The 23,961-nt window shown below is 69.6% G+C and carries 26 protein-coding genes; 14 read left to right on the top strand and 12 right to left on the bottom strand.

Going from position 1 to position 23,961, the window contains the following annotated elements; genetic code table 11:
* Positions 1-20 precede the first annotated feature (20 nt).
* A complete protein-coding gene (locus BLU81_RS07865; RefSeq protein WP_092542969.1) occupies positions 21-470 on the top strand; it encodes an ester cyclase in 450 nt (149 codons plus the stop codon).
* Between the two features lie 58 nt (positions 471-528).
* Here BLU81_RS07865 and BLU81_RS07860 read toward each other — a convergent pair whose 3' ends face one another.
* Positions 529-1,152, bottom strand: a complete 624-nt coding sequence (locus BLU81_RS07860; protein WP_092542967.1) for an FMN-dependent NADH-azoreductase — start codon at positions 1,150-1,152, stop codon at positions 529-531.
* An 88-nt stretch (positions 1,153-1,240) separates the two neighbouring features.
* On the opposite strand from BLU81_RS07860, the gene BLU81_RS07855 reads away from it, so the two are divergent.
* Complete coding sequence (locus BLU81_RS07855) at positions 1,241-1,741, top strand: MarR family winged helix-turn-helix transcriptional regulator (protein ID WP_092542965.1); 501 nt, start codon at positions 1,241-1,243, stop codon at positions 1,739-1,741.
* On the opposite strand, the gene BLU81_RS07850 is transcribed toward BLU81_RS07855, so the two are convergent.
* Positions 1,692-2,594: a DMT family transporter gene (locus BLU81_RS07850; RefSeq protein WP_092542963.1), complete on the bottom strand. Its 903-nt coding sequence runs from the start codon at positions 2,592-2,594 to the stop codon at positions 1,692-1,694. The two genes, BLU81_RS07855 and BLU81_RS07850, sit on opposite strands and share 50 nt — an antisense overlap.
* A 76-nt stretch (positions 2,595-2,670) precedes the next feature.
* On the opposite strand from BLU81_RS07850, the gene BLU81_RS07845 reads away from it, so the two are divergent.
* Complete coding sequence (locus BLU81_RS07845; protein WP_092542961.1) at positions 2,671-3,573, top strand: LysR family transcriptional regulator; 903 nt, start codon at positions 2,671-2,673, stop codon at positions 3,571-3,573.
* Here the strand turns inward: BLU81_RS07845 and BLU81_RS07840 are convergent.
* Positions 3,533-3,973 carry a hypothetical protein gene (locus BLU81_RS07840; protein ID WP_157751383.1) on the bottom strand — a complete coding sequence of 147 codons (441 nt, stop codon included), beginning with the start codon at positions 3,971-3,973 and terminating at the stop codon, positions 3,533-3,535. The genes BLU81_RS07845 and BLU81_RS07840 overlap by 41 nt on opposite strands.
* Positions 3,974-4,027: 54 nt before the next feature.
* Between BLU81_RS07840 and BLU81_RS07835 the strand changes: the two genes are divergently transcribed.
* Positions 4,028-4,480 carry a MarR family winged helix-turn-helix transcriptional regulator gene (locus BLU81_RS07835; protein WP_092542957.1) on the top strand — a complete coding sequence of 151 codons (453 nt, stop codon included), beginning with the start codon at positions 4,028-4,030 and terminating at the stop codon, positions 4,478-4,480.
* A 27-nt stretch (positions 4,481-4,507) separates the two neighbouring features.
* Here the strand turns inward: BLU81_RS07835 and BLU81_RS07830 are convergent, their stop codons facing one another.
* The 3 genes from BLU81_RS07830 to BLU81_RS07820 all read right to left on the bottom strand — a co-directional run bounded on the left by BLU81_RS07830 (position 4,508) and on the right by BLU81_RS07820 (position 7,128).
* Positions 4,508-5,869 carry a CotH kinase family protein gene (locus BLU81_RS07830; RefSeq protein WP_092542955.1) on the bottom strand — a complete coding sequence of 454 codons (1,362 nt, stop codon included), beginning with the start codon at positions 5,867-5,869 and terminating at the stop codon, positions 4,508-4,510.
* A gap of 156 nt (positions 5,870-6,025) precedes the next feature.
* Complete coding sequence (locus BLU81_RS07825; protein WP_092542953.1) at positions 6,026-6,232, bottom strand: DUF397 domain-containing protein; 207 nt, start codon at positions 6,230-6,232, stop codon at positions 6,026-6,028.
* A 32-nt stretch (positions 6,233-6,264) separates the two neighbouring features.
* Positions 6,265-7,128, bottom strand: a complete 864-nt coding sequence (locus BLU81_RS07820) for a helix-turn-helix domain-containing protein (protein ID WP_092542951.1) — start codon at positions 7,126-7,128, stop codon at positions 6,265-6,267.
* Positions 7,129-7,476: 348 nt separating this feature from the next.
* On the opposite strand from BLU81_RS07820, the gene BLU81_RS47675 reads away from it, so the two are divergent.
* Positions 7,477-7,635 carry a hypothetical protein gene (locus tag BLU81_RS47675; protein WP_157751382.1) on the top strand — a complete coding sequence of 53 codons (159 nt, stop codon included), beginning with the start codon at positions 7,477-7,479 and terminating at the stop codon, positions 7,633-7,635.
* Here BLU81_RS47675 and BLU81_RS51435 read toward each other — a convergent pair.
* Positions 7,599-8,084 carry a MarR family winged helix-turn-helix transcriptional regulator gene (locus BLU81_RS51435; RefSeq protein WP_092542949.1) on the bottom strand — a complete coding sequence of 162 codons (486 nt, stop codon included), beginning with the start codon at positions 8,082-8,084 and terminating at the stop codon, positions 7,599-7,601. The two genes, BLU81_RS47675 and BLU81_RS51435, sit on opposite strands and share 37 nt — an antisense overlap.
* A 101-nt stretch (positions 8,085-8,185) precedes the next feature.
* Between BLU81_RS51435 and BLU81_RS50350 the strand changes: the two genes are divergently transcribed.
* Positions 8,186-8,608 carry a DUF6069 family protein gene (locus tag BLU81_RS50350; RefSeq protein WP_231954295.1) on the top strand — a complete coding sequence of 141 codons (423 nt, stop codon included), beginning with the start codon at positions 8,186-8,188 and terminating at the stop codon, positions 8,606-8,608.
* Here BLU81_RS50350 and mptB read toward each other — a convergent pair.
* Positions 8,601-9,992 (bottom strand): polyprenol phosphomannose-dependent alpha 1,6 mannosyltransferase MptB, encoded by a 1,392-nt coding sequence (gene mptB / locus BLU81_RS07805; protein ID WP_172890508.1) that lies wholly within the window; start codon positions 9,990-9,992, stop codon positions 8,601-8,603. The genes BLU81_RS50350 and mptB overlap by 8 nt on opposite strands.
* A gap of 106 nt (positions 9,993-10,098) precedes the next feature.
* On the opposite strand from mptB, the gene BLU81_RS07800 reads away from it, so the two are divergent.
* Positions 10,099-11,229 (top strand): hypothetical protein, encoded by a 1,131-nt coding sequence (locus BLU81_RS07800; RefSeq protein WP_157751381.1) that lies wholly within the window; start codon positions 10,099-10,101, stop codon positions 11,227-11,229.
* Here BLU81_RS07800 and BLU81_RS07795 read toward each other — a convergent pair.
* Positions 11,214-11,810, bottom strand: a complete 597-nt coding sequence (locus BLU81_RS07795; RefSeq protein WP_092542943.1) for a dihydrofolate reductase family protein — start codon at positions 11,808-11,810, stop codon at positions 11,214-11,216. The genes BLU81_RS07800 and BLU81_RS07795 overlap by 16 nt on opposite strands.
* 79 nt (positions 11,811-11,889) lie before the next feature.
* On the opposite strand from BLU81_RS07795, the gene BLU81_RS07790 reads away from it, so the two are divergent.
* Positions 11,890-12,402 (top strand): winged helix-turn-helix transcriptional regulator, encoded by a 513-nt coding sequence (locus tag BLU81_RS07790; RefSeq protein WP_092556760.1) that lies wholly within the window; start codon positions 11,890-11,892, stop codon positions 12,400-12,402.
* Between the two features lie 26 nt (positions 12,403-12,428).
* Here BLU81_RS07790 and BLU81_RS07785 read toward each other — a convergent pair whose 3' ends face one another.
* Positions 12,429-13,511 (bottom strand): alkene reductase, encoded by a 1,083-nt coding sequence (locus tag BLU81_RS07785; protein WP_092556758.1) that lies wholly within the window; start codon positions 13,509-13,511, stop codon positions 12,429-12,431.
* Between the two features lie 60 nt (positions 13,512-13,571).
* On the opposite strand from BLU81_RS07785, the gene BLU81_RS07780 reads away from it, so the two are divergent.
* The 4 genes from BLU81_RS07780 (at position 13,572) to BLU81_RS07765 (ending at position 16,364) form a co-directional block, all read left to right on the top strand.
* Complete coding sequence (locus tag BLU81_RS07780) at positions 13,572-14,162, top strand: TetR/AcrR family transcriptional regulator (protein ID WP_231954293.1); 591 nt, start codon at positions 13,572-13,574, stop codon at positions 14,160-14,162.
* A 167-nt stretch (positions 14,163-14,329) separates the two neighbouring features.
* Positions 14,330-14,890, top strand: a complete 561-nt coding sequence (locus tag BLU81_RS07775; protein ID WP_157751380.1) for a hypothetical protein — start codon at positions 14,330-14,332, stop codon at positions 14,888-14,890.
* A 326-nt stretch (positions 14,891-15,216) separates the two neighbouring features.
* Positions 15,217-15,792, top strand: a complete 576-nt coding sequence (locus BLU81_RS07770) for a dihydrofolate reductase family protein (protein ID WP_092542939.1) — start codon at positions 15,217-15,219, stop codon at positions 15,790-15,792.
* 50 nt (positions 15,793-15,842) lie between these two features.
* Complete coding sequence (locus BLU81_RS07765) at positions 15,843-16,364, top strand: GNAT family N-acetyltransferase (RefSeq protein ID WP_092556754.1); 522 nt, start codon at positions 15,843-15,845, stop codon at positions 16,362-16,364.
* A 3-nt stretch (positions 16,365-16,367) separates the two neighbouring features.
* Here the strand turns inward: BLU81_RS07765 and BLU81_RS07760 are convergent, their stop codons facing one another.
* A complete protein-coding gene (locus tag BLU81_RS07760) occupies positions 16,368-16,778 on the bottom strand; it encodes a MarR family winged helix-turn-helix transcriptional regulator (RefSeq protein ID WP_092542937.1) in 411 nt (136 codons plus the stop codon).
* A gap of 83 nt (positions 16,779-16,861) precedes the next feature.
* On the opposite strand from BLU81_RS07760, the gene BLU81_RS07755 reads away from it, so the two are divergent.
* Both BLU81_RS07755 and BLU81_RS07750 read left to right on the top strand, forming a co-directional pair.
* On the top strand, positions 16,862-17,653 hold the full coding sequence (locus BLU81_RS07755; RefSeq protein WP_092542935.1) for an alpha/beta fold hydrolase: 792 nt from the start codon (positions 16,862-16,864) through the stop codon (positions 17,651-17,653).
* A 70-nt stretch (positions 17,654-17,723) separates the two neighbouring features.
* Entirely contained in the window at positions 17,724-22,478 is a 4,755-nt protein-coding gene (locus tag BLU81_RS07750) for a DUF4011 domain-containing protein (protein ID WP_092542933.1), read from the top strand.
* On the opposite strand, the gene BLU81_RS07745 is transcribed toward BLU81_RS07750, so the two are convergent.
* Positions 22,458-23,954 carry a polysaccharide biosynthesis protein gene (locus BLU81_RS07745; RefSeq protein ID WP_373873365.1) on the bottom strand — a complete coding sequence of 499 codons (1,497 nt, stop codon included), beginning with the start codon at positions 23,952-23,954 and terminating at the stop codon, positions 22,458-22,460. The two genes, BLU81_RS07750 and BLU81_RS07745, sit on opposite strands and share 21 nt — an antisense overlap.
* Positions 23,955-23,961: the final 7 nt, after the last annotated feature.

Below are 23,961 nucleotides of genomic sequence, written 5' to 3'. Positions count from 1 at the left end.
GAGCCCCGGGAGAAGCAGACGTGAAGAGCAACGAGGAGATCGTTCGCGAGGCTTACCGGCTCGCGGAGGGGAACGCCCTCGACGGTGCCGGCTTCCGCGCCCTGTTCACCGAGGACGGGTCGTTCAACGACATTCCGAACGCGCTGAGTTTCCGCGGCGATCAGGTCGCCCAGGCGGTGGCCGGCTTCGCCGGCGTCTTCCCCGATGTCCACCGGGAGCTGCTCGAACTGCATGCGCTCGGGGATGTCGTCGCCGTCGAACTGCGCATCCAGGGCACACATCTCGGCGGATTCCCGACCCCGGCCGATGAGATCCCGGCGACCGAAAACCGGATCGACGTGCCGGCGGCGGATCTCTGGTATCTGCGGGACGGAAAGATCGAAAGGTTCAACTGCTACAACGCGACGGGCGTGCTGCTCGCCCAGATCGGGGCCCACCCCGATTTCGCGTCAGCGATCGCGGCCGCCTGATCGGCCCGTGCCGGGCATGCGACACGGCTGTCGCACGCCCGGCACGGAAACCTGAAGATCAAGAGCGAGCGGCGAGGGTACGGCCGGCCGCGGTGGCCGCCTCGAACGCGATCTTGCGCATCTCGGCGGCGGTGTCGGTGAACGCGTCCAGGGCCGGGTTGACGCCGACCAGGGTGAACTCGCGCTCGATCAGGGTCAGCTCGGCACCCCAGACGTCGGCGAAGACACGGCGCAGGAAGTCGGTGTTGTGGTCCCAGCCCTCACGCGGGGTACCGGGGCCGTAGGCGCCGCCACGGGTGGTGAGGACGACGGCGGGCTTGCCCTCGAGGAGCTTCTCGCCGTTCTCGCCACCGGCGATGGCCAGGTCGATCCAGGTCTTGGCGTGCTGGGAGACGCCGTAGTTGTAGAACGGCAGGGCGACGATCACGGCGTCGGCGGCACGCAGCTCGCCGGCCAGCTCGCCGGCCAGGGCGACCGAGGTGTGGTGGGCGTCGCTGCGCTGGTCGACCGGCACGTAGGCGGCCTGGATGGCGGTGGCCCAGGCGTCGGCGGGCAGCGGGTCGGCGCCGAGATGGCGGCGCTTGACCTCGGCGCCCGCGAGCTCCTTCTCGACCAGGTCGGCGAGCTCGCTGCTCGCGGAGTTGGGGCCGAGGATGCTCGCGTCGATACGCAGGATGGCCATGGGTGTCCCTTCGATTTGAATGTTCAACAGGAGAGTGCCATGCCTCGTATTGAACATTCAAGTCACCGGTCGCGTATTCTTCTGATCCGTGAGCGACAGCACATCCGCCCCCTGGCTCTCCGCCGACGAAGCACCCGCCTGGAGAGCGCTCATCTCCGTACTCACCACCCTGCCCCCGGCGATCGACGCCCAGCTCAAACGGGACTCCGGGCTCAACTACTTCGAATACGCGATCCTCTCCGCGCTGTCCGAGGCCCCCGACCGGGCGGTCCGAATGGGCCAGCTCGCCCACCTCGCCGCCGGATCACCGTCGCGTCTCTCGCACGCCGTCGCCCGCCTGGAGAAACACGGCTGGGTCGAACGCCGCAGCGTCGAGACCGCCACCGAGGCCCGTTGCGTCTGGGCGGTCCTCACCGACAGCGGCTGGGACGCCATCGCCGCCGCCGCTCCCGATCACGTCCGCGAGGCCCGCCGCCTGGTCTTCGACGTACTCACCCCCGAACAGGTCGGCCAGCTCACCACGATCGGCCGGCAACTGCTCATGGCCGCGGCTCCGCATATGCGCTCCTGCCTGGGTCCACAGGACTAGAGCCTGCACGCGGGACCCGCAGCCGGGCGGTGCGGGCCTCGCGTTCCACTCGCTGGCCCCAGAACACGCCGGCCAGCACCAGGACGATGCCGGCGACCGCCAACGGGGTCAGGTGTTCGCCGCCGAGGCCGACGCCGATCAGGACCGCCCACACCGGTTCGGTGCCCAGCAGCAGGCTGGCGCGGGCGGCGGACGTCCGGCGGATCGCCCACAGCTGCACCAGGAACGCGAAGACGCTGCAGCCCAGAGCCAGATAGAGCACGCCCGCCCACTCGGCCGTCCGGAAACCGCCGGTGGTCAGCGGCCAGGCGGCGGCACTGAACACGACCGCGCCGACCACGGTCTGCAGGGTGGTCAGGGTGACCGTGTCGTACGACGGCCGGCTGAGACGACCGGAGAGCGTGACGTGCGCGGCGCGGACCAGTGCGGCGAGCAGCATCAGGACGTCACCGAGATTGGGCGTACGCAGTCCGGGCCCCGCCACCAGCAAGGCCACACCGGCGGTGGCCGCCGCGGCCGCCGCGAAGAACTTCGGCGGCAGGCCGCCCTGCAGGAGCGGAGTGATCAGAATCGTCAGGCTGATCAGCACCCCGGCGTTGGTGGCGCTGGTCATCGACACCCCGCAGGTCTCCAGCGCCAGCACCGACGCCTGGGTACAGCCGAGCAGGATGCCGACACCCAGCTCCCGGCGTTGCACCCGCCGCCGGATCATCAACGGCAGCAGCACGGCCGCCGACACCAGGTACCGCAACGCCAGCACGAGCAGCACACCACCGGCGACCACCAGGGTCTTGGCCGCCAGATAGCTGCTGCCCCAGATGACCGCAACGGCCAGCAGTAGAAGATCTCCCATCACATCGGGAAGCTTGCGGCCCACCGATGCGGTAGACAAGACACCAACTGATGAACCGACGATGTAGCGAGGCCTAATGGATCCGCATCACCTGAGGCTGCTGCGGGAACTCGGGGAGCGCGGCAGTGTCGCCGCCGTCGCCCGTGCGATGCACATCACCCCGTCGGCGGTGTCCCAGCAGCTCAACGTTCTGCAACGGTCGTCGCCGGTGCCGCTGACCGAACGCCGCGGGCGCCGGCTCGTGCTCACCGCGGCCGGGGCGGCGCTGGCCGCGGCGGCCGTCGAGGTGATGACCGCGCTGGACCGGGCCGCCCGCGCCGTCGGTGAGCATCTCGACGACCCGGACGCGCCGGTGACCATCGCCGGCTTCCACAGCGCCGGGCAGGCCTGGTTCGCGCCGCTGATCTTGCGGGCGCCGGGTGTGCGCTGTTCGGACGCGGACGTGGCGCACGCCGACTTCCCGGCCCTGGTCGGCGACTACGACCTGGTCCTGGCCCATCGGCTGGCACACAGTCCGCCGTGGCCCGCCGACCGGCTCACGGTTGTTCCGATCATGACCGAGCCGTTGTACGTCGCGATGTCCGCGGACCATCCGCTGTCCGCGCGCGACCCGCTGCGCGCGACGGACGTCAGCACGTGGCCGTGGATCAGCGTGCACACCGGGTTTCCGCTGGAAGGAGTGCTGACGGCGATCGCCGCGACGGCCGGGCGGCCGCTCGACGTGCGGCACCGGATCAACGACTTCGGCGTCGCGGCCTGTCTGGTGGCGGCCGGTGACGTGCTGGCACTGCTGCCGGGACGTCTCACGGTCGCCGATCCGCGGCTGGTGCTACGGCCGCTCGCCGACCTGCCGGCCGCCCGTCACATCGACGTGCTGGCCCGGCCGGAGACTCTGCACCGGGCCGCGGTCCGCACCGTCCTGGACACGTTGCGCGAGATCATCGGTGCTCCCGGACCGACCCCACCGGCCAGCCGATGAACTCGGCGATCTCCTGATCCGGAGTCTCGTCGGCGAACAGCCACTGTTCGATCGCCCGCCCCAGCGACGGCGGAATCGCCGTCGTCACCGAGCATTGCTCACCGATGAGGCCGGGGGCGTCGTCGGTGAACAGGTTGTCGGCGTCGTAGTGGCCGGACAAGGCGCTCGCCAGCCCGGCGGGACCGTCGTCGCCGCGCGCGAGAACCGCGCCGGTGAGCCAGTCCCGCAGCTCCCAGTCAGCGGCGGACGACAACACGCCTTCGACGACCCGCTGCCCGGTGCGAGCGATCTCCTCGGCCCGGCAGCGACGGTCCGCGTCGGCACGGAACGGCGCCTCCAGCAGGAGCCGCACATGCTGCTGGACCACGTCGTGCCGCCGGTCCACGTCGTGACAAAACACTTAGGCAAACTAGCCATTAGTTTCCCTAGTTGCAAGGCATGATGAAATACCTCCATGCAGGAAGAACTGACCGAGCTGTACGACGGACTCGACCCCGTCACCCTGGCCGTCCGCGACATGATCGGCGGATCACGCGAACTGGTCGGGCGGATGGCCGGGCGGATGAAGATGAACGCCACTGACATGTCCGCCATCGGGGCACTCGTGCAGAACGGGCCGATGGGCGCCACCGAACTGGCCACCCACCTCGGCATCCGGACCGCGTCGGCGACCCTGCTGCTCGACCGCCTCGAACGGTCCGGCCACGTCGAACGCACCCGGGACACCACCGACCGCCGCCGGGTCACGATCACCGAGACGGAAACCGCCCGGCAGGCGTCCCTGGAGGCGTGGGCACCGGTCATCCGCCGGATCGACGAGGTCTGCGCCGCCCTGCCGGAGCCGGAGAAGGAGGTCGTTCTCGACTTCCTCCGCCGGCTCACCGACGCCGTTCAGGAACGCGAGTGACGCGCCGCGCCGGGACTCGGCGCCCGGCTAGGCGAAGTTCTGCTTGATGCTGTCCGACTCGCTGGTGATCGTTTCGGCGCTGACCAGGTCGGACGCCTTCGCGGTCAGGACCGCCGCCCGGGTCTGGAGGATCTCGGCGGCCTTGCCACTGGTGTAGAGGCCGGCCTTGAGGTCGGTGAGGGCCTTCTCGTACGCCGCCTTGAAGGTCTTGTCGGCGTTGAACCGGGTGACCAGGATGTTGCTCTTGCCGCCCATCCCGCCGCCGCCCTGCCGCTGACCCTGATTCTGGTTCTGCTGGCCGCCGGGTGCGGCCGCACCACTGGGCCGGGCACCGCCCTCGGGTGGGTTTCCGCCGCCACCGCGGTTGCCACCGCCGCCGCCCATGCCACCGAACGCCAGGTTGTGGTCCCACGCGACCACGGTGAACTGATCTTTGTCGGTCGTGTAACGCAGGTACGAGTTGTTGCCCGGCCCGTCGATGTCGTCCGAGTTCTTGATCAGCTCCTGGAAGGCCAGGTAGGTGGCGAACGCCGCGGTGTCCAGGTGCTCGCCCAGATCGGCACCGAACACGGCGTCGGTGGATTCGTTGATGAACTTGAGGAACGCGGCGAGCGGCGCGAAATCGACGTTGTCGGAGTCGGTCTCCTGGTCGAAGATGTCGGTGTAGCTGGCCGCGTCGTCGCCCCGGTAGCTGTAGTCGCCGTTCGCCTCCGCCTTGTAGAGGATGCCGGCCCCGCTGAAGTTGTCGGCGTCCCACTTGTCCGCCGGGTTCTCGATGATCAGGCGCAGCACGTCGTCGCCGCCGTTGACACTGAGCCGTGTCGACACCGACTTCTGGGTCGCCAGCCCCGCCACCCCGAGCAGTTCCAGAGCGACCGCCTCGTTCAGCGCCGAGTCCGAATTGTTCGAGCGGACCACGAACTCGGTGTAGCCGCCGAGGGCCTGGCCGTCCACGTACTTGTCGAGCCGCACCAGCCACGGCAGGTCCTGCGGGTTGTCCGACGAGATGCTCCCACCCGGCCCGCCACGGTTGTTGCTTTCCGTACTGGCGGTGGCGCCGGCTTTGGTGAGCCCGCGCAGCGACGAGTTGCCCTTCAGTCGCAGGCCCGCCTTCTCGAACCTCGTCCCGTCGACCGTGACCGTGGCCTCGATCCACTTCTTGTCACTGGAGTCCAGGTAGGCGTCGATCATCGTGTCGTAGTCGGCCTCCGCGAACGCGAACTCGATGTCATGCACCTGAGTGGCGTCGAACAGCCCACTACCGGCGGTGGCCGCGCTGCTTCCCGCCGCCGACGTCGACTCCTCGGCACAGGCCCCGAGAGCGACGAGGCCGACGACCCCGGCCAGAGCGGCCCCGAACGAACGACGGGACAGGGTGTAGCGAGACATCAGGGGTCACCCTTCGTAGCGGCAGAACTGAACACCCCCAGACAATCCCGCCAACCGAGGACCCTCTTGTGCCCGCGCTGTGCCCGCCCTGTCAATCACGACCGGCGCCCCAAAGCGAACGAAGGCCCCGCAAGGCCTCCGTCCGTCCAGTCCCGCTTACGCCATGGAGCTGAAGTCCCCGTTGGCGACACGGTCGAGGAACGCGTGCCACTCGCCGGGCGCGACCATCAGAACGGTGCCGTCCGGGTTCTTCGAGTCCCGGATCGCGATCGAGTCCTCGATCGCCGCCACCTGGACGCAGTTGCTGGAGGAGCAGTACGAAGAGGTCTGCCAGTCAACGCTGACCGACTTGCCGTTATTCATGTTATATCTCCATAAAATGGGCGAACCTCGCCTCAGATGTCGGCGATCGCGGTTCGAATGATGTTGATGGATTCTTCGCTTGTCAGAGCCTGTGCTTGAAGGCTCTGGAAGTAGGACAAATGGTATTCGATCTGGTCGGGGTCGTCGAGGTACCTGTCTCCGTCACTCAACTCCAGGAAGAGCACACCCGGAATGGGAGTCGCGTCAGGCAGCGCGGTGAGGTTCCCGAACTCGAGAACCGTGAAGCCGTTCTTGACACCCACGGGCTCGCTGACGCCGAACGGGATCACCCGAAAGTCACAGATTCCTGACGTGGCCAGCTCACTGACGTGCGACAGCTGCTCACGCATGACTTCCGGTCCGCCGACCTGACGTCGCAGCACCGCCTCGTCGACGACCACGCGGAGAGCCGGCGAACTCCCCGGACGGAGGATCTCCTGCCGCCTCATCCGGACAGCGACCAGTTCACTCCGCTTGCCGGCGTCAAGCACCCAGCGGCGCAGGAGCGCGTCAGCATACTCAGACGTCTGAAGAAGCCCGGGGACCAGCGTGAGTTCGAACTCGCTGATCGACTGGGCCGTTCCCTCCATTCCGATCAGGATCTGCAGAGCAGGGCTGAGATCCGGCCGCTGCCACCACTGCCGCTCCCGGCTGCCCCGTGCAAGATCCATCAATTGGTCCCGGACGTCGTCCGGTAAGTCATAGATTCTCGACAGGTCCGCGATGTCACGGACGGTCGCGAGGCGTTGCCCTTTTTCGATACGGGTGACCTTCGAGGGCGCCTCGAACAAGCGCTCGGCGACTTCCTTGACCGACTTGCCGGACGCAAGACGGTAGCGGTGCAGAAGTGCGCTGAGCTGCCGCCGGCGAACCATGGGCCCGGGATCACCAGACATCGGGTTCACCTCCGTAGAGCGGGCACGGCGGTGCGCCGAGTCAGCCAGGTAGCTGTTCAGATGGTAGCAACTCTGGCAATGCCAATTTGGCACATCGGAGTTGGCAATTGCCAACTTGCCACCGCATCATTTGACTACCGGCGTTTTAACGATCGTTCAGAGGGGTGAGGTCGCGACTCGCCTCGAAGGTCCGGGCGCTCCAGCGCCCAGCAGACACGAAGCTGGGCCGATGCCGTTACATCGGCCCAGCCGAGACACCCTCCCGGCTCGCCGGCCAACGAAAGGCGTCACTATGCGTCAGGTTATCAGCCAGTTCCGCTGCCCCCTACGGCCTGAATGGGGCACTCGATGAGAATCTGGACCGACTTCTCGTCGATCGCCAAAATCGCCGCGATGTGCGCCCTGCTCGGCTTCGTTCTGGGCCTGTTCGTCGCCTGCTCCGCCATGCCTGAGCAGGCGGTGCCCGGCGATCAGAGCCGCCCGGCGGCATCCTCCGGCTCGGGCTGACTCACCGTCGCAGCCCTCACTGGCTCCTGGTGGACGACTGCCGCCAAGAGGTCGCGCAGGCGGGTGCGGTCGGTTGCCAGGACCTGGAAGAGGTCGGCGGACCGGGTGTTGGCCTCGGTGGTCAGCTGGTCTCGGCGGCGGGTGCCCTCGTCGGTCAGGACCACGTGTTTGACCCGGCGGTCGGACGGGTCGGGGCGGCGGGTGACCAGGCCTCGTTTCTCCAGGGCGTCGACGATGCCGGTCACGTTGGAGGCGTCGCAGCTGAGCACGTCGGCCAGGTCGCGCATCGGGGCCGGACCCCGCAAGTTGACCAGGGCCAAGGCCTGGGCGGGGGTCAGGCCCAGCTCGGCGGCGATCGTGTTGAAGCCCTGCCGGAGCCGGCCCGCCGCCTGGAAGACCAGGTCGGTCAGCTCGGTGATCAGCTGGTCCTCGGCAGGCGAGTCGTTCATATCCTGATGATACGTCGCATCAATAGTTGACTTGCTCAAGTTTCTGCTAAGCTCCCGGAAAGGTTGAGTACCTCAACAATTGACTCTCCCAAGGAGGCATCGTGACGGTGGCAACGGGGAACACAGCGCTGACCGGGCGTACCGGCAAGCGGTTGATCGTGGTCGTGGGTGCGGTCCTCGCGACCGTGCTGGTCTGGGCGATCGGGGAACCGGTTCTCGGCCACGACCTGGTCGTCACCGGGCCCGGACAGCCGGCTACCGACCTCGGTCTCTCGCAGATCGCCTTCATCGCGGCGGCGTCCAGCCTGCTCGGGTGGGCGGCGCTCGCGATCCTGGAACGGTTCACCGCTCGCGCCCTCACCGTCTGGACCATCGCGGCACTGCTGGTCCTGGCGGTCTCGTTCGTGCCGTTCCTCAGCGTGGAGGCGACCACCGGCAGCAAAGTCGTGCTCGCCCTGACCCACGCGGTGCTCGCGGCGGTGCTCATCCCGGGATTCGTGCGCACCGCCGCCAAGATCAGCTAGGTACCGGTTCGACGGCGACGCGGCGGCGGCGAGCTTGGACCGTGACCAGGACGATCAGGGCGATCACCACCAGCGGGGCGCCGGGGAACTTCAGGAAACGGGACAGGCCGCCGCCGTCCGGCAGGACCAGGAACGCCGCGGCGATCGTCAGCAGCATCACCAGTCTGGTCCGGACGGTGGTGGCGGCCAGCAGCGTCAACGGCCACAGGATGTACCAGGCGTGGAAGACCGGGACCAGGGCCACGAACGCGGCGAGAGCCAGCGCGGCGTGGTGCAGGGCCGCGCGCGGGCGGTCCGGGCCCCGCAGAGCGCGGAACCACAGGAAGACCAGGGTCGCGATCAGGACCACCAGGGCGACGTTCCGGGCGGCGGGGACCGCGTCGAAGTCCGGGGCGAACAACCGGCCGGTGTACGTGATGGTCATGCCGACCGCGGTCGGCAGCGAGGTGAACTGGATCAGGCCGTCGCCCACGCGCATCGCCGGGATCCAGCCCAGGCCGAGGCCGCTGACGGCGGTCACCGCGCCGAACGCGCCGAGTGAGCCGGCCCCGATCAGGGCCGCCGACTGCAGGAACGGGCGGGCCGCGAGCAGGACCGCGAACGGGATCAGGACCCCGGCGGTGGCCTTCACCGCGACCGCCAGTCCCAGCAGGGCGCCCGCGCCGAGGACGACCAACGGATGCCTGCCCACTCGTACCAGCACGAAGAACGCAAGCACCGCCAACCCCAGCATGATCGCATCGTTGTGCGGCGCGGCCAGCATGTGCGCGCCGAGCAGCGGGCCGGCCAGCGCCAGCCAGATCGCGCGCTGCGGATCGACGCCGCAGCGGCGGGCCAGCGCCGGCAGGCCGGCGGCGACCGCGAGGATGCCGGCCAGGGTGACCAGGCGGAAGACGACGATGGCGCCGGTGAGGCCGCCGCCGAGCGTGACCACCGCGGCGGCGATCAGGATGGAGAGCGGGCCGTACGGGGTGGGCGTGTGCTGCCAGATCGGTGACACCGTGTCCAGCCAGGTGCACGGCAGTTCCGACACGCCGAACCGGTAGGGGTCGATGCCGTGCAGGAACATCTCGCCCTGGCAGACGTAGGAGTAGACGTCGCGGCTGCCCATCGGCGGCACGAACAGGAACGGCAGCATCCACAGCAGCGCGGTGACCATGGCCCAGCGGACCGAGGGTGTGCGATCGCGGGCCGACCACCACGCCCACGCCTGCAGTCCGGTTCCGATCAGCCAGAGCAGCAGGATCGCCGGGCCGTACGGGCCGCGGGCGATGCTGACCGGGTTGCTGGCCAGGTCGGCGTGGGGGTGCGCTCCGCCGAGCCACCCGGAGGTGACGAGCATGAGCGATCCGGCGAGGCCGGTGAGTCGGAGGTACGTCAACACGTGCACATGGTCTCTGTAGCCGATGAACGCCAGTCAACCGGCCACTGAAGGGGGACTTTCCAGGACAAACCGCCCGATAATTCCGTATTGTCCGGATACTTGTCGGGTGATGCTCGAACGTGTAGCAGCGGAGACCGGCGCCTACGAGACCCGCGTCCTGGGCATGGTCCGGTGGCCGCGCAACGAGGGTGAACTGCTGGAATTCCGGATCCGGGACGCGGCCGGCGGTCCACCCCCGCCCCCACCAGCGAACCCGGGTAACACTTTCGTTCCGGCTTTCGCCCTGCCGGCCATGGCCATCGAAGAGCCGCTGATCATCAACGCGCCCGTCTCCGGGCGGCTGCTGCGCGGCGCCCGCGACGCGATGGACCTCTACCACCGCTGGTGGGACGCGAAACCGGTGGAGATCGTGCCGACCACGACAGCCGGGCCGACCTCGGCGGCCGCCGGAGTCGGGCTGTTCTTCACCGCCGGGGTCGACTCGCACTACAGCCTGCTCAAAGACCTGCGCCGGGCCGACGCCCCGGGCCACCGGGAGATCACCCACCTGGTCTTCGCCAACGTGCACGAGGACGACGGGCCGGACCACGAACGGCTGCTGGCCCGGCTGACCGAGGTGGCCCGGGAGACCGGGAAACGGCTGCTGATCGTCGAGACGAACCTGCGGTCGCTGACCGAGGAGGTGGTGGGCTGGAACGAGTACCACGGTGCCGCCCTGGCCTCGGTCGCGCTGACCCTGGAAGGAGTGCTCGGGACGTGCCTGCTGGCGTCCACCGAGGAGTACGGGCACCTGCCCCCGTGGGGCTCCCACCCGCTGCTGGACCCGCTGTGGTCCACCGAAGGACTGTCCCTGCTGCACGACGGGGTCGAGGCGGCCCGGATCGAGAAGATCTCCCGGTACCTGGTGCACTCGGCGCTGGCCCTGCGCACCCTGACCGTCTGCACCCGCACCCAGCCCGGGGTGAACTGCGGCTCCTGCGACCAGTGCGTGGCCACGATGATCGCCCTGGAGATCGGCGGCGGGCTCAGCGAGTGCGCCACCCTGCCCCGCACTCTCGACACCGAACTGGTCCGGCAGACGAGATTACGGGGCTGGGCGCAGTCCGACTCCTGGCGGGAACTCGCGAACCAGCTGGCCACCGTGGACCGGCCGGAACTGAGCGAGGCGGTCGCCGAGGCCTTGGCCGCAGCCGCCGACGGCACCTCGTGGCAGCCGATGTTTCAGCGCACCACGTGATAGGTCAGGTGTGTCACCAGCGATGCCGCCCGTGAGCTGACCTGCTCCAGCTTCACCGGCGGCACCCCGTCGAAGAGCCGTGACCCGGAACCGACGATCACCGGCGTGACGTGCAGGGTGAGCTGGTCGATCAGGCCCGCGGTGAGGAACTGGTTGACCGTCTCGGCGCCACCGGCGATCGAGATCCGGCCGTCACCGGTGGCCTTGACCGCCCGCTCCAGCGCGTCGTGCGGCCCACCGGTGACGAAGCGGAAGGTCGTCCCGCCCGCCATCGGCAGATCCTCGCGGGCATGGTGGGTCAGGACGAAGACCGGCTTGTGGTACGGCGGGTCCTCGCCCCACCAGCCCCGCCACGACAGATCCCACTCGCCCCGGTCAGGGCTGAACATGTTGCGCCCCATGATGAACGCGTCGGCGTCGGTCACGTCGGCCAGCTCCGCCGCGTTCTCCTCCCGGGTCTCCAGCATCCACCGGGTGATCTGATCGACCGGGCCGTCCCCGAACGGCTGGTCGAGCCGCTGGTTCTCGCCTGCCATGAACCCGTCGGCGGAGACCGCGACGGACGCTGTCACGAAAGCCATGACCTATCCTCACTCTCGAACCGGTTGCGTAGTGAAACCGATAGTAGGCTGCAACCGGTCGGTGTGGAATGAGGAACACATGATCCATGTCGAGGACCACCGGTCCGGGTGCCCGATCAACCTGTCACTCGAGGTCATCGGAGACCGATGGTCATTACTGATCATCCGCGACATGATGTTCGGCGATCGCCGCCACTTCCGGGCCCTGCTCACCAACTCCGAAGAGGGCATCGCCACGAACATCCTGGCCGACCGCCTGCAACGCCTCACCCAGCTCGGCATGATCACCTCAGCGCCCGACCCCGGCCACAAACAGCGAATCCTGCTCAGCCTCACCGAACCGGCCATCCAGCTGGTGCCGGTGCTGGCCCACCTCGGCGCCTGGGGCCGCCGCCACCTGCCGGTCACCCCCGAATTGTCGATCCGGGCCGAACTCCTCGAACACGGCGGCCCCGACCTGTGGGACCGGTTCATGGACGAGCTGCGGGAGAAGCACCTGGGCCTCCCCCGCCCGCCCGGCACCCCGTCGGTCCTGCGGGAACTGACCGACGCCTACCTGGCCGAGGTGTCCCGCTCGACCGGCACCCGGTAAAAGTCGTCGGTCAGCCGCCAGAGGAGTCAGACGGCGAGGCTGGGGTAATCCGTGTAGCCGCGGGCACCGGCGGTGTAGAAGGTGGCCGGGTCGGGGGTGTTCTCCAGCGCCTCGTCGGTGGCCCAGCGGGCCACCAGGTCCGGGTTGGCCAGGGCCGCCCGGCCGATCGCCACCGCGTCGCTCAAGCCGTCCTCCAGGAACTGGACCGCGGACTCGCGGGTGGTCTGGACGTCGAAGCCGGAGTTGACGATCACCGGGGCGGCGGTCGCGTGGCGCAGCTTCTGCACCAGCTCGCCGGCCGGGTCGGCGTGCAGGATGTCGAGGAACGCCAGGCCGAGCGGGGCCAGCGCCTCGGCGAGCACCGTGTAGGTGGCCGTGACGTCGGCGGGATCGGTCTCCAGGGCGCCCTGGATGTTGTGCGCCGGGGAGATCCGGATGCCGGTGCGGTCGGCGCCGATCGCGGCAGCCACCGCGGTCACCACTTCCACGGCGAGGCGGGCACGGCCGGCCGGGGAACCGCCGTAGCCGTCGGTGCGGGTGTTCGCCGCCGGGGACAGGAACTGGTGGATCAGGTAGCCGTTGGCGCCGTGGATCTCGACACCGTCCAGCCCGGCCTCGATCGCGTTGCGCGCGGCGCTGACGAACCCGGCGACGATGCCGGCGATCTCGTCGGTGGTCAGCTCGTGCGGAACCGGGTAGTCGGCCTTGCCGTCCGGGATCCGGATCTCGCCGGGGGCGGCGATGGCGCTGGGCGCGACGATCCGGCCGGTCTCGCTGATGTCCGGGTGGGAGATGCGGCCGCCGTGCATGACCTGCATGACGATCTTGCCGCCGGCGGCGTGCACCGCGTCGGCGACCCGGCGCCAGCCGGCGACCTGCTCGGGCGTCTCGATGCCGGGCTGGCCGGTCCAGGTCCGGCCCTCGCGAACCGGGTAGGTGCCCTCGGTGATGATCAGGCCCAGCGACGCGCGCTGCGCGTAGTGCTCGACGTGAAGGTCGCTGGGAACCCCGTCGTTGTCGGTGCGCTGCCGGGTCAGCGGAGCCATCACCATGCGGTTGGACAGAGCGATCGCGCCCAGCTGGAGCGGGGCGAAAAGTGCGGAAGACATGAGGGAACCGTAGCCCGAAGTGGTACTGAGTCCCACATCGAAACCGGGTACGGTCGTGTAGTGACGGACACACCGAAGACATCGCCCCGGTCGCTCCGGGAACGGACACGCCAGGCGATGCGCGCCGAAGTCAGCACCGTCGCCGCCCGCCTCTTCGCCGAACAGGGCTGCGACAACACCACCGTCGAACAGATCGCCGCCGAGGCCGGGCTGTCACGCACCACGTTCTTCCGCTACTTCGGCACCAAACAGGACGTGGTCCTGACCTGGGTCGCCGACCTGGGTCCCGGGCTCGCCGCCGCGTTCGCCGCCCGGCCCGCCACCGAGGACCCGTGGCTGTCACTGCGCCGCGCCTTCGACGTGATCACCGCGATCAACGCGGCCGAGCCGGAGAAGTCCCTGGCCTTCTACCGGATGCTCGACTGCAACCCCACGATGCTCCCCCGGCACCGCGACAAACAGGACGGCTGGGCGGAACTGCTCGTCCCGCTGGTCGCCGCCCGCCTACCCGAGCCGGAACCGGGCCCCCAAGCCCTGGTCACCGCCGCGATGGCCTGCTTCAACGCGGCCATGAAGACGTGGGTGGCCGGCGACGGTACGGGTTCCCGCGACGAGCTGCTGGACCGAGCGATGGCCGCCGTCCGCGGTTGAGGCAGGCCCATCCCGGAGCAGTTTCATATGCAGTTCTCGCCCGAAACCTTGAAGCTTGACGGCCAGCTCGTCATCCCCGTGTCGCGATGTCAAGGCGGACGAACGACTCTGTTTTGCTGCGAATCTATCGAGTACCTTCCCTTCTCAAGATCGGACCGAGAGGACCCATGCGGGGTACAGCACGTCTTTTCAACCGGCCGCCGATCTTTGACAGGCGCAGCTTGCCGGGGTTGTCAGCTGCAGGCATCCGAAATTCGGTTCTTGCCGCACTGGCCATTGCCGTGGTTGGCGCCGCCGTCTTCTGGTTCACCGGAAGGGCGGCCTTGCCGTCGCTCGACCCGCGATTCGAAGCCGAGTTGATCACCAAGGTGACTCCCCTCATCGAGGCGAAATTGACGACGGACTGGTCGACCCGTCCCGCCGAGATGGCTTGCGCCGTGAAACCGGTCGGCACGATACCCGCGGATGCCGACACGATCACTCAAGTGCAAGCCGTGTACGTCTGGGCCAGCTGCGAGACCCTCACAGCCCAGCGCACGGCAGCTGTTCTGCCGATCGGTGTGCACCTGGCACCTGTGATCGGGTTCGACATCCCGACCGACGCCGACTGGGGCACCGGGCATGTCACGACCCTGTTTCCCGAAAGGTTCCACGACGCGCTGCTCCTCGGGGAACGCCCGGAAGGGCTGGAGACTGCGCTGAAAGCAAGGGTTCAAGAGCTGTCCTGAGGCACCTGACCAGTGCTGTAGGTGGCGTAGGTCGTCCGTGAACGAGTACGCGGTGAGTGAGTTGGCCACCCACTGCCCGCGCCGGGCGTACTGCCGCGCGTGAGGGGGCCCGCCTCCGAGCGGGGTTGCAAGCGGCTGCTGAGAATGTTCGGGGTGCCGCCTTCCTCGCTGGCGGCGAGCAGTTCGCGGAAGTGGCGACGATCGTCGCAACTGACGTCGCGCAGCACGAACGTGGCGCGGAATCCGTCGATGCCCGCTCCCACAGTGATGGCATGTCACTATCACTCGACTGAGCAGTTGCAGACCGCTATCACTCGGGAGAGCTGATGTCAGGCCGGTTCGTGTACTGGATCAACGTGTCCCTCGACCTGCGGATCGAGTACACCGAGAATGAACAGGGCAGTGGATCGTGGGCGCGCATCGGTGAGTCTCTGCATCAGGAGTTCAACTCTCGGGCGCGGGCGATGTCGCTGATGGTTCAGGGGCGCGTCGTCTACGAGACGATGGAGGGGTTCTGGCCGGAAGCGCGCGACGACGCCTCGTTGCCCGAATATCTTCGTGAGTACGGACGGATCTGGACCTCGATGCCGAAGGTGCTGGTGTCGCGGACACGGACCAGCGCCGAATACAACACTCGGGTGATCGACTCTGTCGGGGCGCTTGCCGACCTGCGCGCGCAGACCGAAGGTGACATCGGTGTCGGGGGTGCCACGCTGGCTACCGAGCTGCTCCGGGCGGGACTGCTGGATGAATTGCTGCTCGTCACCCACCCGGTGGTTCTCGGCGCCGGGCGGTCGCTGTTCGACGGCCTCGACGAGCCGCTGGAGCTGGATCTACTCGAGCAGGCGCGCTTCGACGAGGGTGTGACGTTGCACCGGTACGCCGTCCGGAAGAAGCAGTGAATGCCGGACTCGGCGGGTTGACCTGGCCTCGGCACACCGACCGTCTGACGATGCGGCCGGCGACCATCGACGACGCCGACGCCACCTGGCCGTTCCGTCGTCTCGAGGACGTGAGCCGATGGATCACCCGGGCTTCGGCCACTCTGGACGAGCATCGAGCCTGGTTCCGGGCCCCGGAGAGTCTGGGCCGGACCCTGGTGATCGAGCACGGCGGTACGGTCGTCGGCGACCTGATGGTGAAGGTCGAGGACGCGTGGGCTCAGGCGGAGGTCGCCGACCGGGCCCGTGGCATGCAAGCGGAGCTGGGATGGGTGCTGCACCCGGAACACGCCGGGCGCGGGTACGCCACCGAAGCCGTCCGGGAGTTGCTCCGGCTCTGCTTCGAGGATCTCGGGCTGCACCGCGTGACGGCCACCTGCTTCGCCGGTAATGAGGCGTCGTGGCGGCTGATGGAGCGTGTCGGGATGCGTCGCGAGTTCTACACCGTCCGGGATTCCCTGCACCGATCCGGCGCGTGGCTCGACTGCGTCGGCTATGCCCTGCTGGCCGACGAGTGGAGCCGTACGGCATAAACGTCAGGAGCCTGCGGCCTTGAGTAGGAGCTGGTGAAGTGTCTCGCGCTCGCCGTCGCTCAGATGGCCCAGAGAGCCGGCGAGGACACCGTCGACCGTGGCCCCGCCAGCCTGCCGGAGCTCGTCGCCGGCGGGGGTGAGCTGGTGCTGGACCTTGCGGCCCGGGCCTTCGATCCGTTCGATGAGCCCGCGGTCGACCATCCGTTTGGCGAGTTCGCCCATCGACTGGTCGGTCTGGAAGGTGAGTTCGGCCAACTGGTGCAGTGAGGCGCCGGGGTTGGCGTGCAGGTGGCGCAGGGTGTCCCACTGCACCAGTGACAGGCCGAGCAGGGCCAGGCCCCGGTTCGCCTCCCGGTGATGGCGCCACTGGAGGCGTTTGACGGCGAGGCCGACCTGCTGCAACGAGGTACTCACGGGTCGAGGCTACCGGAAGGTTGTTTATATAAGGTTCCTGATCTAAGGTTCCTTACATAAAGGTCCCGCAGGAGGAGCAAACCATGATTGTCCATTCGCTCACCGTTCCCGGCATCGGCGCCGTCGAGGTCACCGTCACCGAGCGCGGGGCGGGCCGTCCGGTGCTGCTGTTGCACGGTGGTGGCGGGCCGTTCACCGTCGAATCGTGGGCCGACCGGTTCGCCGGAGCCGAGCACGCCCGGGTGTTCACCCCGATCCACCCCGGCTTCAACGGCACCCCTCGGCCGGAGGGGCTGGACACGATCGGTGGTCTGGCTATCACGTACGCAGCCCTGCTCGAAGCCCTTGATCTTGAGGATGTCACGGTGGTGGGGAACTCGATCGGTGGGTGGATCACCGCTGAACTGGCGTTGCTGAACTCGCCTCGGGTGAGCAGGTATGTGCTGGTCGACGCGGTCGGCATCGTGGTCGACGGGCACCCGGTCGCCGACTTCTTCTCGCTGACCATGGCCGAGGTCGCGAAGCTCAGCTACCACGACCCGGCTACCTACGGGATCGACCCGGCCGAGCTCGCGCCGCCGGTTCGGGAGGCGATGGCCGGCAACCGTCTGGCGCTCGGGGTCTACAGCGGCGCCGGCATGGGTGACCCGACGCTGGCCGGGCGGCTCAGTGCGGTGACCGGCCCGGCGCTCGTCGTCTGGGGTGAGGCCGACCGGATCGGCGACCCCGACTACGGCCGGGCCTACGCCGCGGCGATCCCGGGCGCCGATTTCGTGCTGATCCCGCAATCGGGGCACCTGCCGCAGATCGAGACCCCCGACGCGCTGATCAAGATCATCGGGGAGTTCGCCGGCACCCACGCCACCGGGATGTAAAGGGAATCCGTGCCACGCGAGGATTCTGATTCGCCAGCGAAGAGGGGTGTGCTCTTGTTGCAATCGTGGCATGAGAGACGACGTCCATGCGGCGCTGCATGCCTGGCGGGACAGCCTCGTCGACCTGGGTGACACCAACCGGCTGATCAACTTTCCGCCGGATCACCCGGATCTGGTGGAGGTCGTCGGGCCGGAACCGGAAGCGGTGCTGGCGGCGTTGCGGCTGCAGGACGACTGCGGGCTGGCCGGCACCGGGGCCGATCCGGAGCGGCTGGCGGCCGACGGCGTGGTGCTGCGGTCCGAGATGCCGGAGGCGCAACTGGACGCCACCGTGCGGCGGATGGCGCGCAAGGCCCGGCAGGAGTACCTGGACCGCGGCGTGTCGGTGCTGCACCTGGTGTTCGGGCTGTTGCGCTGGCGGGACGAGAGCGGGGACCAGTTCGCCAGCCCGGTGCTGCTGGTGCCGGTGGACCTGGTGACGCCGGGGCCGGGTGACCCGCCGAGACTGCGACTGCGCGACGACGACGCGGTGTTCAATCCGGCGCTGGCGATCCGGTTGCGCGGGCTGGGTGTGGAGCCTCCGGTCGTACGACAGGAAGCCGATCTTGATCTTGAGGGTTTGTGGTCGGCGTTGCAGAGTCAGGTGTCGCGGCGGCGCGGCTGGCACGTCGAACGCGGGGTGCTGCTGTGCGGGCTGACCTTCCACAAGGAGGCCATCTACCGGGACCTGCTGGTCAACGAGGACCGGATCGTGGCGCACCCGGTGGTGCGGGCGCTGGCCTCGACCGGCGGCGGTGAGCCGGGCGGCGACTTCCGGTTCGCCGCGATCCAGCCGGGTGACATCGACCGGCTGGCGCCCCCCGAGCACATCCCCCTGGTGCTGGACGCGGACGCCTCACAGCGGGCGTGTGTGGCCGCCGCGGTGGCCGGCCACAGTTTCGTGATGGACGGACCGCCCGGCACCGGTAAGTCGCAGACGATCGCCAACATGATCGGCTGTCTGCTGCACGCCGGGAAACGGGTGCTGTTCGTCTCGGAGAAGGCCGCCGCCCTGGACGTGGTGCATCACCGGCTGGTCGAGGCGGGGCTGCACCGGCACGTCCTGGAGCTGCACGGGCACAAGGCGGGCCGCAAGGAGGTGGCGACCGCGCTGGCCGCGGCCCTGGACGAGAGTCACCCGCCGGCGCGGCAGCCGGATTCCCTGGATCGGCGGGCGCCGCGGGAACTTCGCGAACAACTGAGCGCGTACGCGTACGCCATGAACGAAGTCCGTAAACCGCTGGCCCGCAGCCTGCACGACGTGCTGGGGATCTGCTCCCGGCTGTCGGGAGCCCCGGCCGCGCCGGTCCCGGTGATCCCGCCGGCTTCGGTGACACCGGAGTCGCTGCGCCGGATCCGGGAGGCCGCCGACCGGCTGTCCACCGCCTGGCGCGCGGTCGCCGGCCGGGAGTCACTGCCGTGGCGGGACGTGCTGCGCCGCGAACCCCTCGACCCGGTGCTGTCGCGTGCCGAGCGGGCCCTGGCGGGGCTGGCCCGGGCGCTGCCCGCCACCGCACCCTTCGGACTGGCCGGGCCCGGTGACGCCGCAGTGCTCGCCAGGCTGGCCGGCCATGCCGGGAAGCGCCCGGCGGCGGCCCGCGACGAGTGGGTGACGGCCGCCGATCTGACGCCGATGCGCCGGGCCGCCCAGACTCTGGGCCGTGATCTGACCGCGGTCCGGGCCGCCCGTGACGCCGCCGGCAAGCGGGCCGGGACGACCTGGTCGGCGCTGCCGGTGCCGGCCGATCTGCCGTCGGTGCCGAACCTGTCCGGCCTGACTCCGGCGCCGGTGGACCTGAACCGGCTGACCGCGGCCGAGGCCGACCGGCAGGCCCGGGAATGCACCGAGGCCGCCGACGCCCTGGAGAAGCATCGCGGCGCGGTCGACCGGGTGACCGCGAAGCTCGGCCTGCCGAACGCGGTCGCGGTCGCCGACATCGGCCGGATCGCGGCCCTCGCCGAACTGGGGGCCCGGCGCAACCGGCCGGAGCCGTTCTGGTTCGGGCCGGGGACCGCCGCGACTGTGGCGACCGGCGCGCAGGTGCTGCGCCGGTCGCTGGAGAACCTGGTGGCGGCCGAGGTGCGGGCCCGGCCGTTCTTCGCCGAGGCGATTCTCACCCAGCCGGTCGACGAGCTGGCCGACCGGTTCGCCCGGGTGCACCGGGGCTGGCGGCGGATGCTCGGCGGATACCGCCGGGACAAGCGGGTGGTGGCCACGTTCGTGCTGCCCACCGCTTCGGTCCGGGATGCTCTGCCGCGGTTGGAGACGGCGGTGGCGTGGCAGCGGGCCCGGCTCGACCTGGCCGCGGCCGAGCAGGCGTACGGCAGCGTGCTCGGCCGGTACTGGCAGGGCCCGGGCACCGACTTCGCCGCCGTGTCGGAGGCGCTGCAGGTGGTCGACGCGGGACTGCGGATGGCGCCGGTGGCGTCGATCGGGGCGGTGGCGGCCTATCTGTGCTCGCCACGCCCGGACTCGGACCTGATCCGGCTCGCCACCACCGCCCGGGACGCGGTTCTCGGCAGCCGTCCGGGTCCCCCGGAACTGCTCACCGGCAGCATCGACACGGCTGTCGAGTGGCTGCGCGCGCACGGCACCGCCCTGGCCGCGGTGGCCACCGTGGTCCGCGCCTACGACGCGGCGACCGGACACCACCTGGACTTCGCCGAGGTCTCGCATCTGGGCCGGCTGCGTCAGGAGGTGGCGCGGGCCGAGACGGCGATGGACGAGCGGGCGGCCGACTACGCAACGGTGTTCGGCGAGGCGTTTCAGGGTGCGGACACCGACGAGAAAGCCTTGGCCGCCGCCCTGGACTGGACGGCGACCGCGCGTCGGCTGCTGACCGGGCAGGAGCAGCCGCTGTCGGACGCCCACGCCGGGGAGTTGCGTGATCTGCGGCCGATCGCCGGACTGAACCGGCTGGCCGAGCAGTGGACGGCGGCCCGCGAGGCGGTGCTGGAGGCGTTCGCCCCGGCCCGGCGACCGGACCTGGAGTCCCGGCTCGGTGACCACGAACGGGCTCGCGGGTTCCTGGAGGAGATCCGGGCCGACGCGGGCGGCCAGGAGGAGTGGTTCGCCGCGCAGGACGCCCGGGCGGTGCTCAGCGGGTACGGCCTGGACGGTGTGATCGAGTTCTGTGCCGACCGGGCGGTCCCCGCCGACCAGGTGCGCCCGGCGGTCGAGCGCGCGTTCTTCCGGTCGTGGGCGGACGCGGTCATCCAGTCCGACCAGCGGCTGCGCCCGTGGCGGGCGTCGGACCGGGATCGGCTGGCGGCCGATTTCGCGACCCGGGATCTGCGGCTGGGGTCGGCGGCGTCCGCCGACATCGAGCGGGCCGTGGTGTCGCGCCGTCCGGCCGCCGACTCCCCCGGCGCCGAGCTGATCCGCCGGGAGGCGATGAAGGCCAGCCGTCATCTGCCGGTGCGGGAGCTGATCGGGCAGGCCCGGGAGCTGGTCCTCGGGCTGCGGCCGTGTTTCCTGATGTCGCCGTTGACGGTCAGCCAGTCGTTGCCGCCGGACATCCGTTTCGACGTGGTGATCTTCGACGAGGCGTCGCAGGTGACCCCGGCCGACGCGATCAACTGTGTCTACCGGGGTGCGGCGCTGATCACCGCCGGTGACGAGCGGCAGTTGCCGCCGACGTCGTTCTTCGACCGGGCCGCCGGTACGCCCGACGAACCCGGCACCGAACTACCGGTGCTGGACTTCCAGTCGGTGCTGGAGCTGGCCAAGGGCTGTGGCGCGTTCACAAGCCTGGGCTTGAACTGGCATTACCGCAGTCGGCACGAGGCGCTGATCGCGTTCTCCAACCGGGAGTTCTACCAGGACCGGCTCAGTGTCTTCCCGAGCGCGACACCGGCCGGGGCGGACACCGGGGTGGCGCTGATCCCGGCCGAGGGGGTCTACCGGCGCAGTGGCGCGCGGGACAACCCGGTCGAGGCGCACCGGGTGGCCGAGCGGATCCTGCATCACTTCAGCACCCGGCCGGGGCTGTCGCTGGGGGTGGTCACGTTCTCGGTGGCGCAGGCCGAGGCGATCGACAAGGCTCTGGCCGCGATGGCACCGGGGCGCCTGTTCGACGACGATCGGCTGCACGGTTTCTTCGTGAAGAGCCTGGAGACGGTGCAGGGCGACGAACGCGACGTGATGATCTTCTCGATCGGGTACGGCTACGACGAGACCGGCAAGATCAGCGCTAATTTCGGGGCGCTGAACAGGCCGAACGGCTGGCGGCGACTGAACGTGGCGATCACCCGGGCCCGCTACCGGGTGGAGATCGTGACGTCGATCAGCGCGCGGGACGTGCCGGTGACCGAGAACGAGGGTGTCCGGCTGCTCGCGGGTTACCTGGAGTACGCCGAGCACGGGGCGATCCCGGCCGAGACCACGGCCGGGCCGGGTGGCCCGTTCGCCGAGTCGGTGCTGGCGACCGTCCGGTCCTGGGGTTATCCAGCGGTTCCGGCATTGGGTTCGGCGGGCGGCCGGGTCGACATCGGGGTACGCACGCCGGGGATTGCGGACGCCGGTTTCGCTCTCGGCATCCGCTGTGACGGCCCGGCGTACGCGGGTTGTTCGGCGGCCCGAGACAGGGACCGGCTGAGCGGTCAGGTGCTGGCTGATCTGGGCTGGAAGCTGCACCGGATCTGGTCGGTCGCCTGGTACCGCGACCGGGACCGGGAGGAGGAACGGCTGCGCTCGGCCCTGGAACTGGCGGCCGGCACGCCACGGATGGTGCTGTCCGACCGGGCGCCGGTGCGGGCGCTGGAGTTACCCGCCCGCACCGGTTAGCGACGGCAGCGCGCACAGTTCGGCCAGGCCCGCGGCGGTGTTCTCCGGGGCGCCGTCCGGGTCGTACCGGGCGACGTCCGCCGCGCTCAGTGCCGGGACTTCGACGTGAGAGATCAGCGGGTGGAACGGCCGCGTGTCGACTTCCCCGGCCCCGAACAGGGTCTCGGTCAGTTTCTCGCCCGGCCGCAGCCCGGTGTAGCGGATGTCCACCGGATGCGGCCGGAGTTCGACCATCTGCCGGGCCACCTCGGCGATCCGCACCGGCTCCCCCATGTCCAGGACCAGGGCCTCGCCGTCGCGGCCGATCGCGGCGGCCTGCACGACCAGGTGCACCGCCTCCTGGACGGTCATGAAATATCTGGTCACATCGGGGTGGGTGACGGTGACCGGGCCGCCGTCGGCGATCTGCGCGGTGAACGTGGTGAAGACCGAGCCGCGGCTGCCGAGCACGTTGCCGAACCGGACGCTCAGGAACGTGCCGGGATGGCGTCCGGCGGTCCAGGCGGTGAGGCGTTCGGTGACGCGTTTGGAGTAGCCGAGGACGCTCGTCGGGTCGGCGGCCTTGTCGGTGGAGATGTTGACGAACCGTTGCACACCCTCGGCGGCGGCCAGCATGTTGAGGGTACCGAGCACGTTGGTCTTGAACGCCTCGCCGGGGAACCGTTGCAGCAGTGCCAGGTGTTTGAGGGCGGCGGCGTGGAAGACCACCTCGGGACGGCGGCTGTGGAAGATCTGCCGCAGGTGGGCGGCGTCGCGCAGATCGGCCAGCACGATCGACGGGTCGTCGATGCCGGCCCGGGCGTCGATGGAGAGCTGGGTGGCCTGGAGCGCCGATTCATCGCGATCCAGCATGATCAGTTCGGCCGGGTGGAAGCGGTGGATCTGCCGGCACAGTTCGGAACCGATCGAGCCACCGGCCCCGGTGACCAGCACCCGCCGGCCGGTCAGGAACCCGGCGACGCCGTCCAGGCCGGTGTCGATCTGGTGGCGGCCGAGCAGGTCGGCGACCTGCACGTCCCGGATGTCGTCGACGGCGACCGGATGGTCCAGCAGTTCGGTCACCGACGGCACCACCTTGAACTCGGCGCCCGCCGCGACGGTTCTCTCCCGGACGTCGCGGACCAGGTCGGCTCCCGCGTTGGCGACGGCGAAGATCAAGGTCCCCGCGTGGGTACGCCGGAGCACGGTCCCGATGTCGTCGCGTCCGCCCAGGATCGGCACGCCGTGCAACCGCCGCCGGTGTTTACCGGGGTCGTCGTCGAGCAGCCCGACCGGCCGGCAGCGCCAGTCCGGGTCGGTGAGCATGGACCGCAGCAGCAGAGTGCCGGCCCGACCCGCCCCGAACAGGACCACCCGGTCGTCCGAACGCCGGTGGCGACGTCGGCGCCGCGAGCGCACGAACCGGACGCCGAACGCCAGCGCGATCGCCGCGTAGATCGGCGGCATCGGGCGCCGGAACGGCAGGGCGGCTGGCACGTCGGCA

Source organism: Actinoplanes derwentensis (assembly GCF_900104725.1).
Lineage (GTDB): Bacteria > Actinomycetota > Actinomycetes > Mycobacteriales > Micromonosporaceae > Actinoplanes > Actinoplanes derwentensis.
The sequence above is the reverse complement of the archived record's forward strand: the minus strand, read 5'-3'. Positions and strand labels throughout refer to the sequence as shown.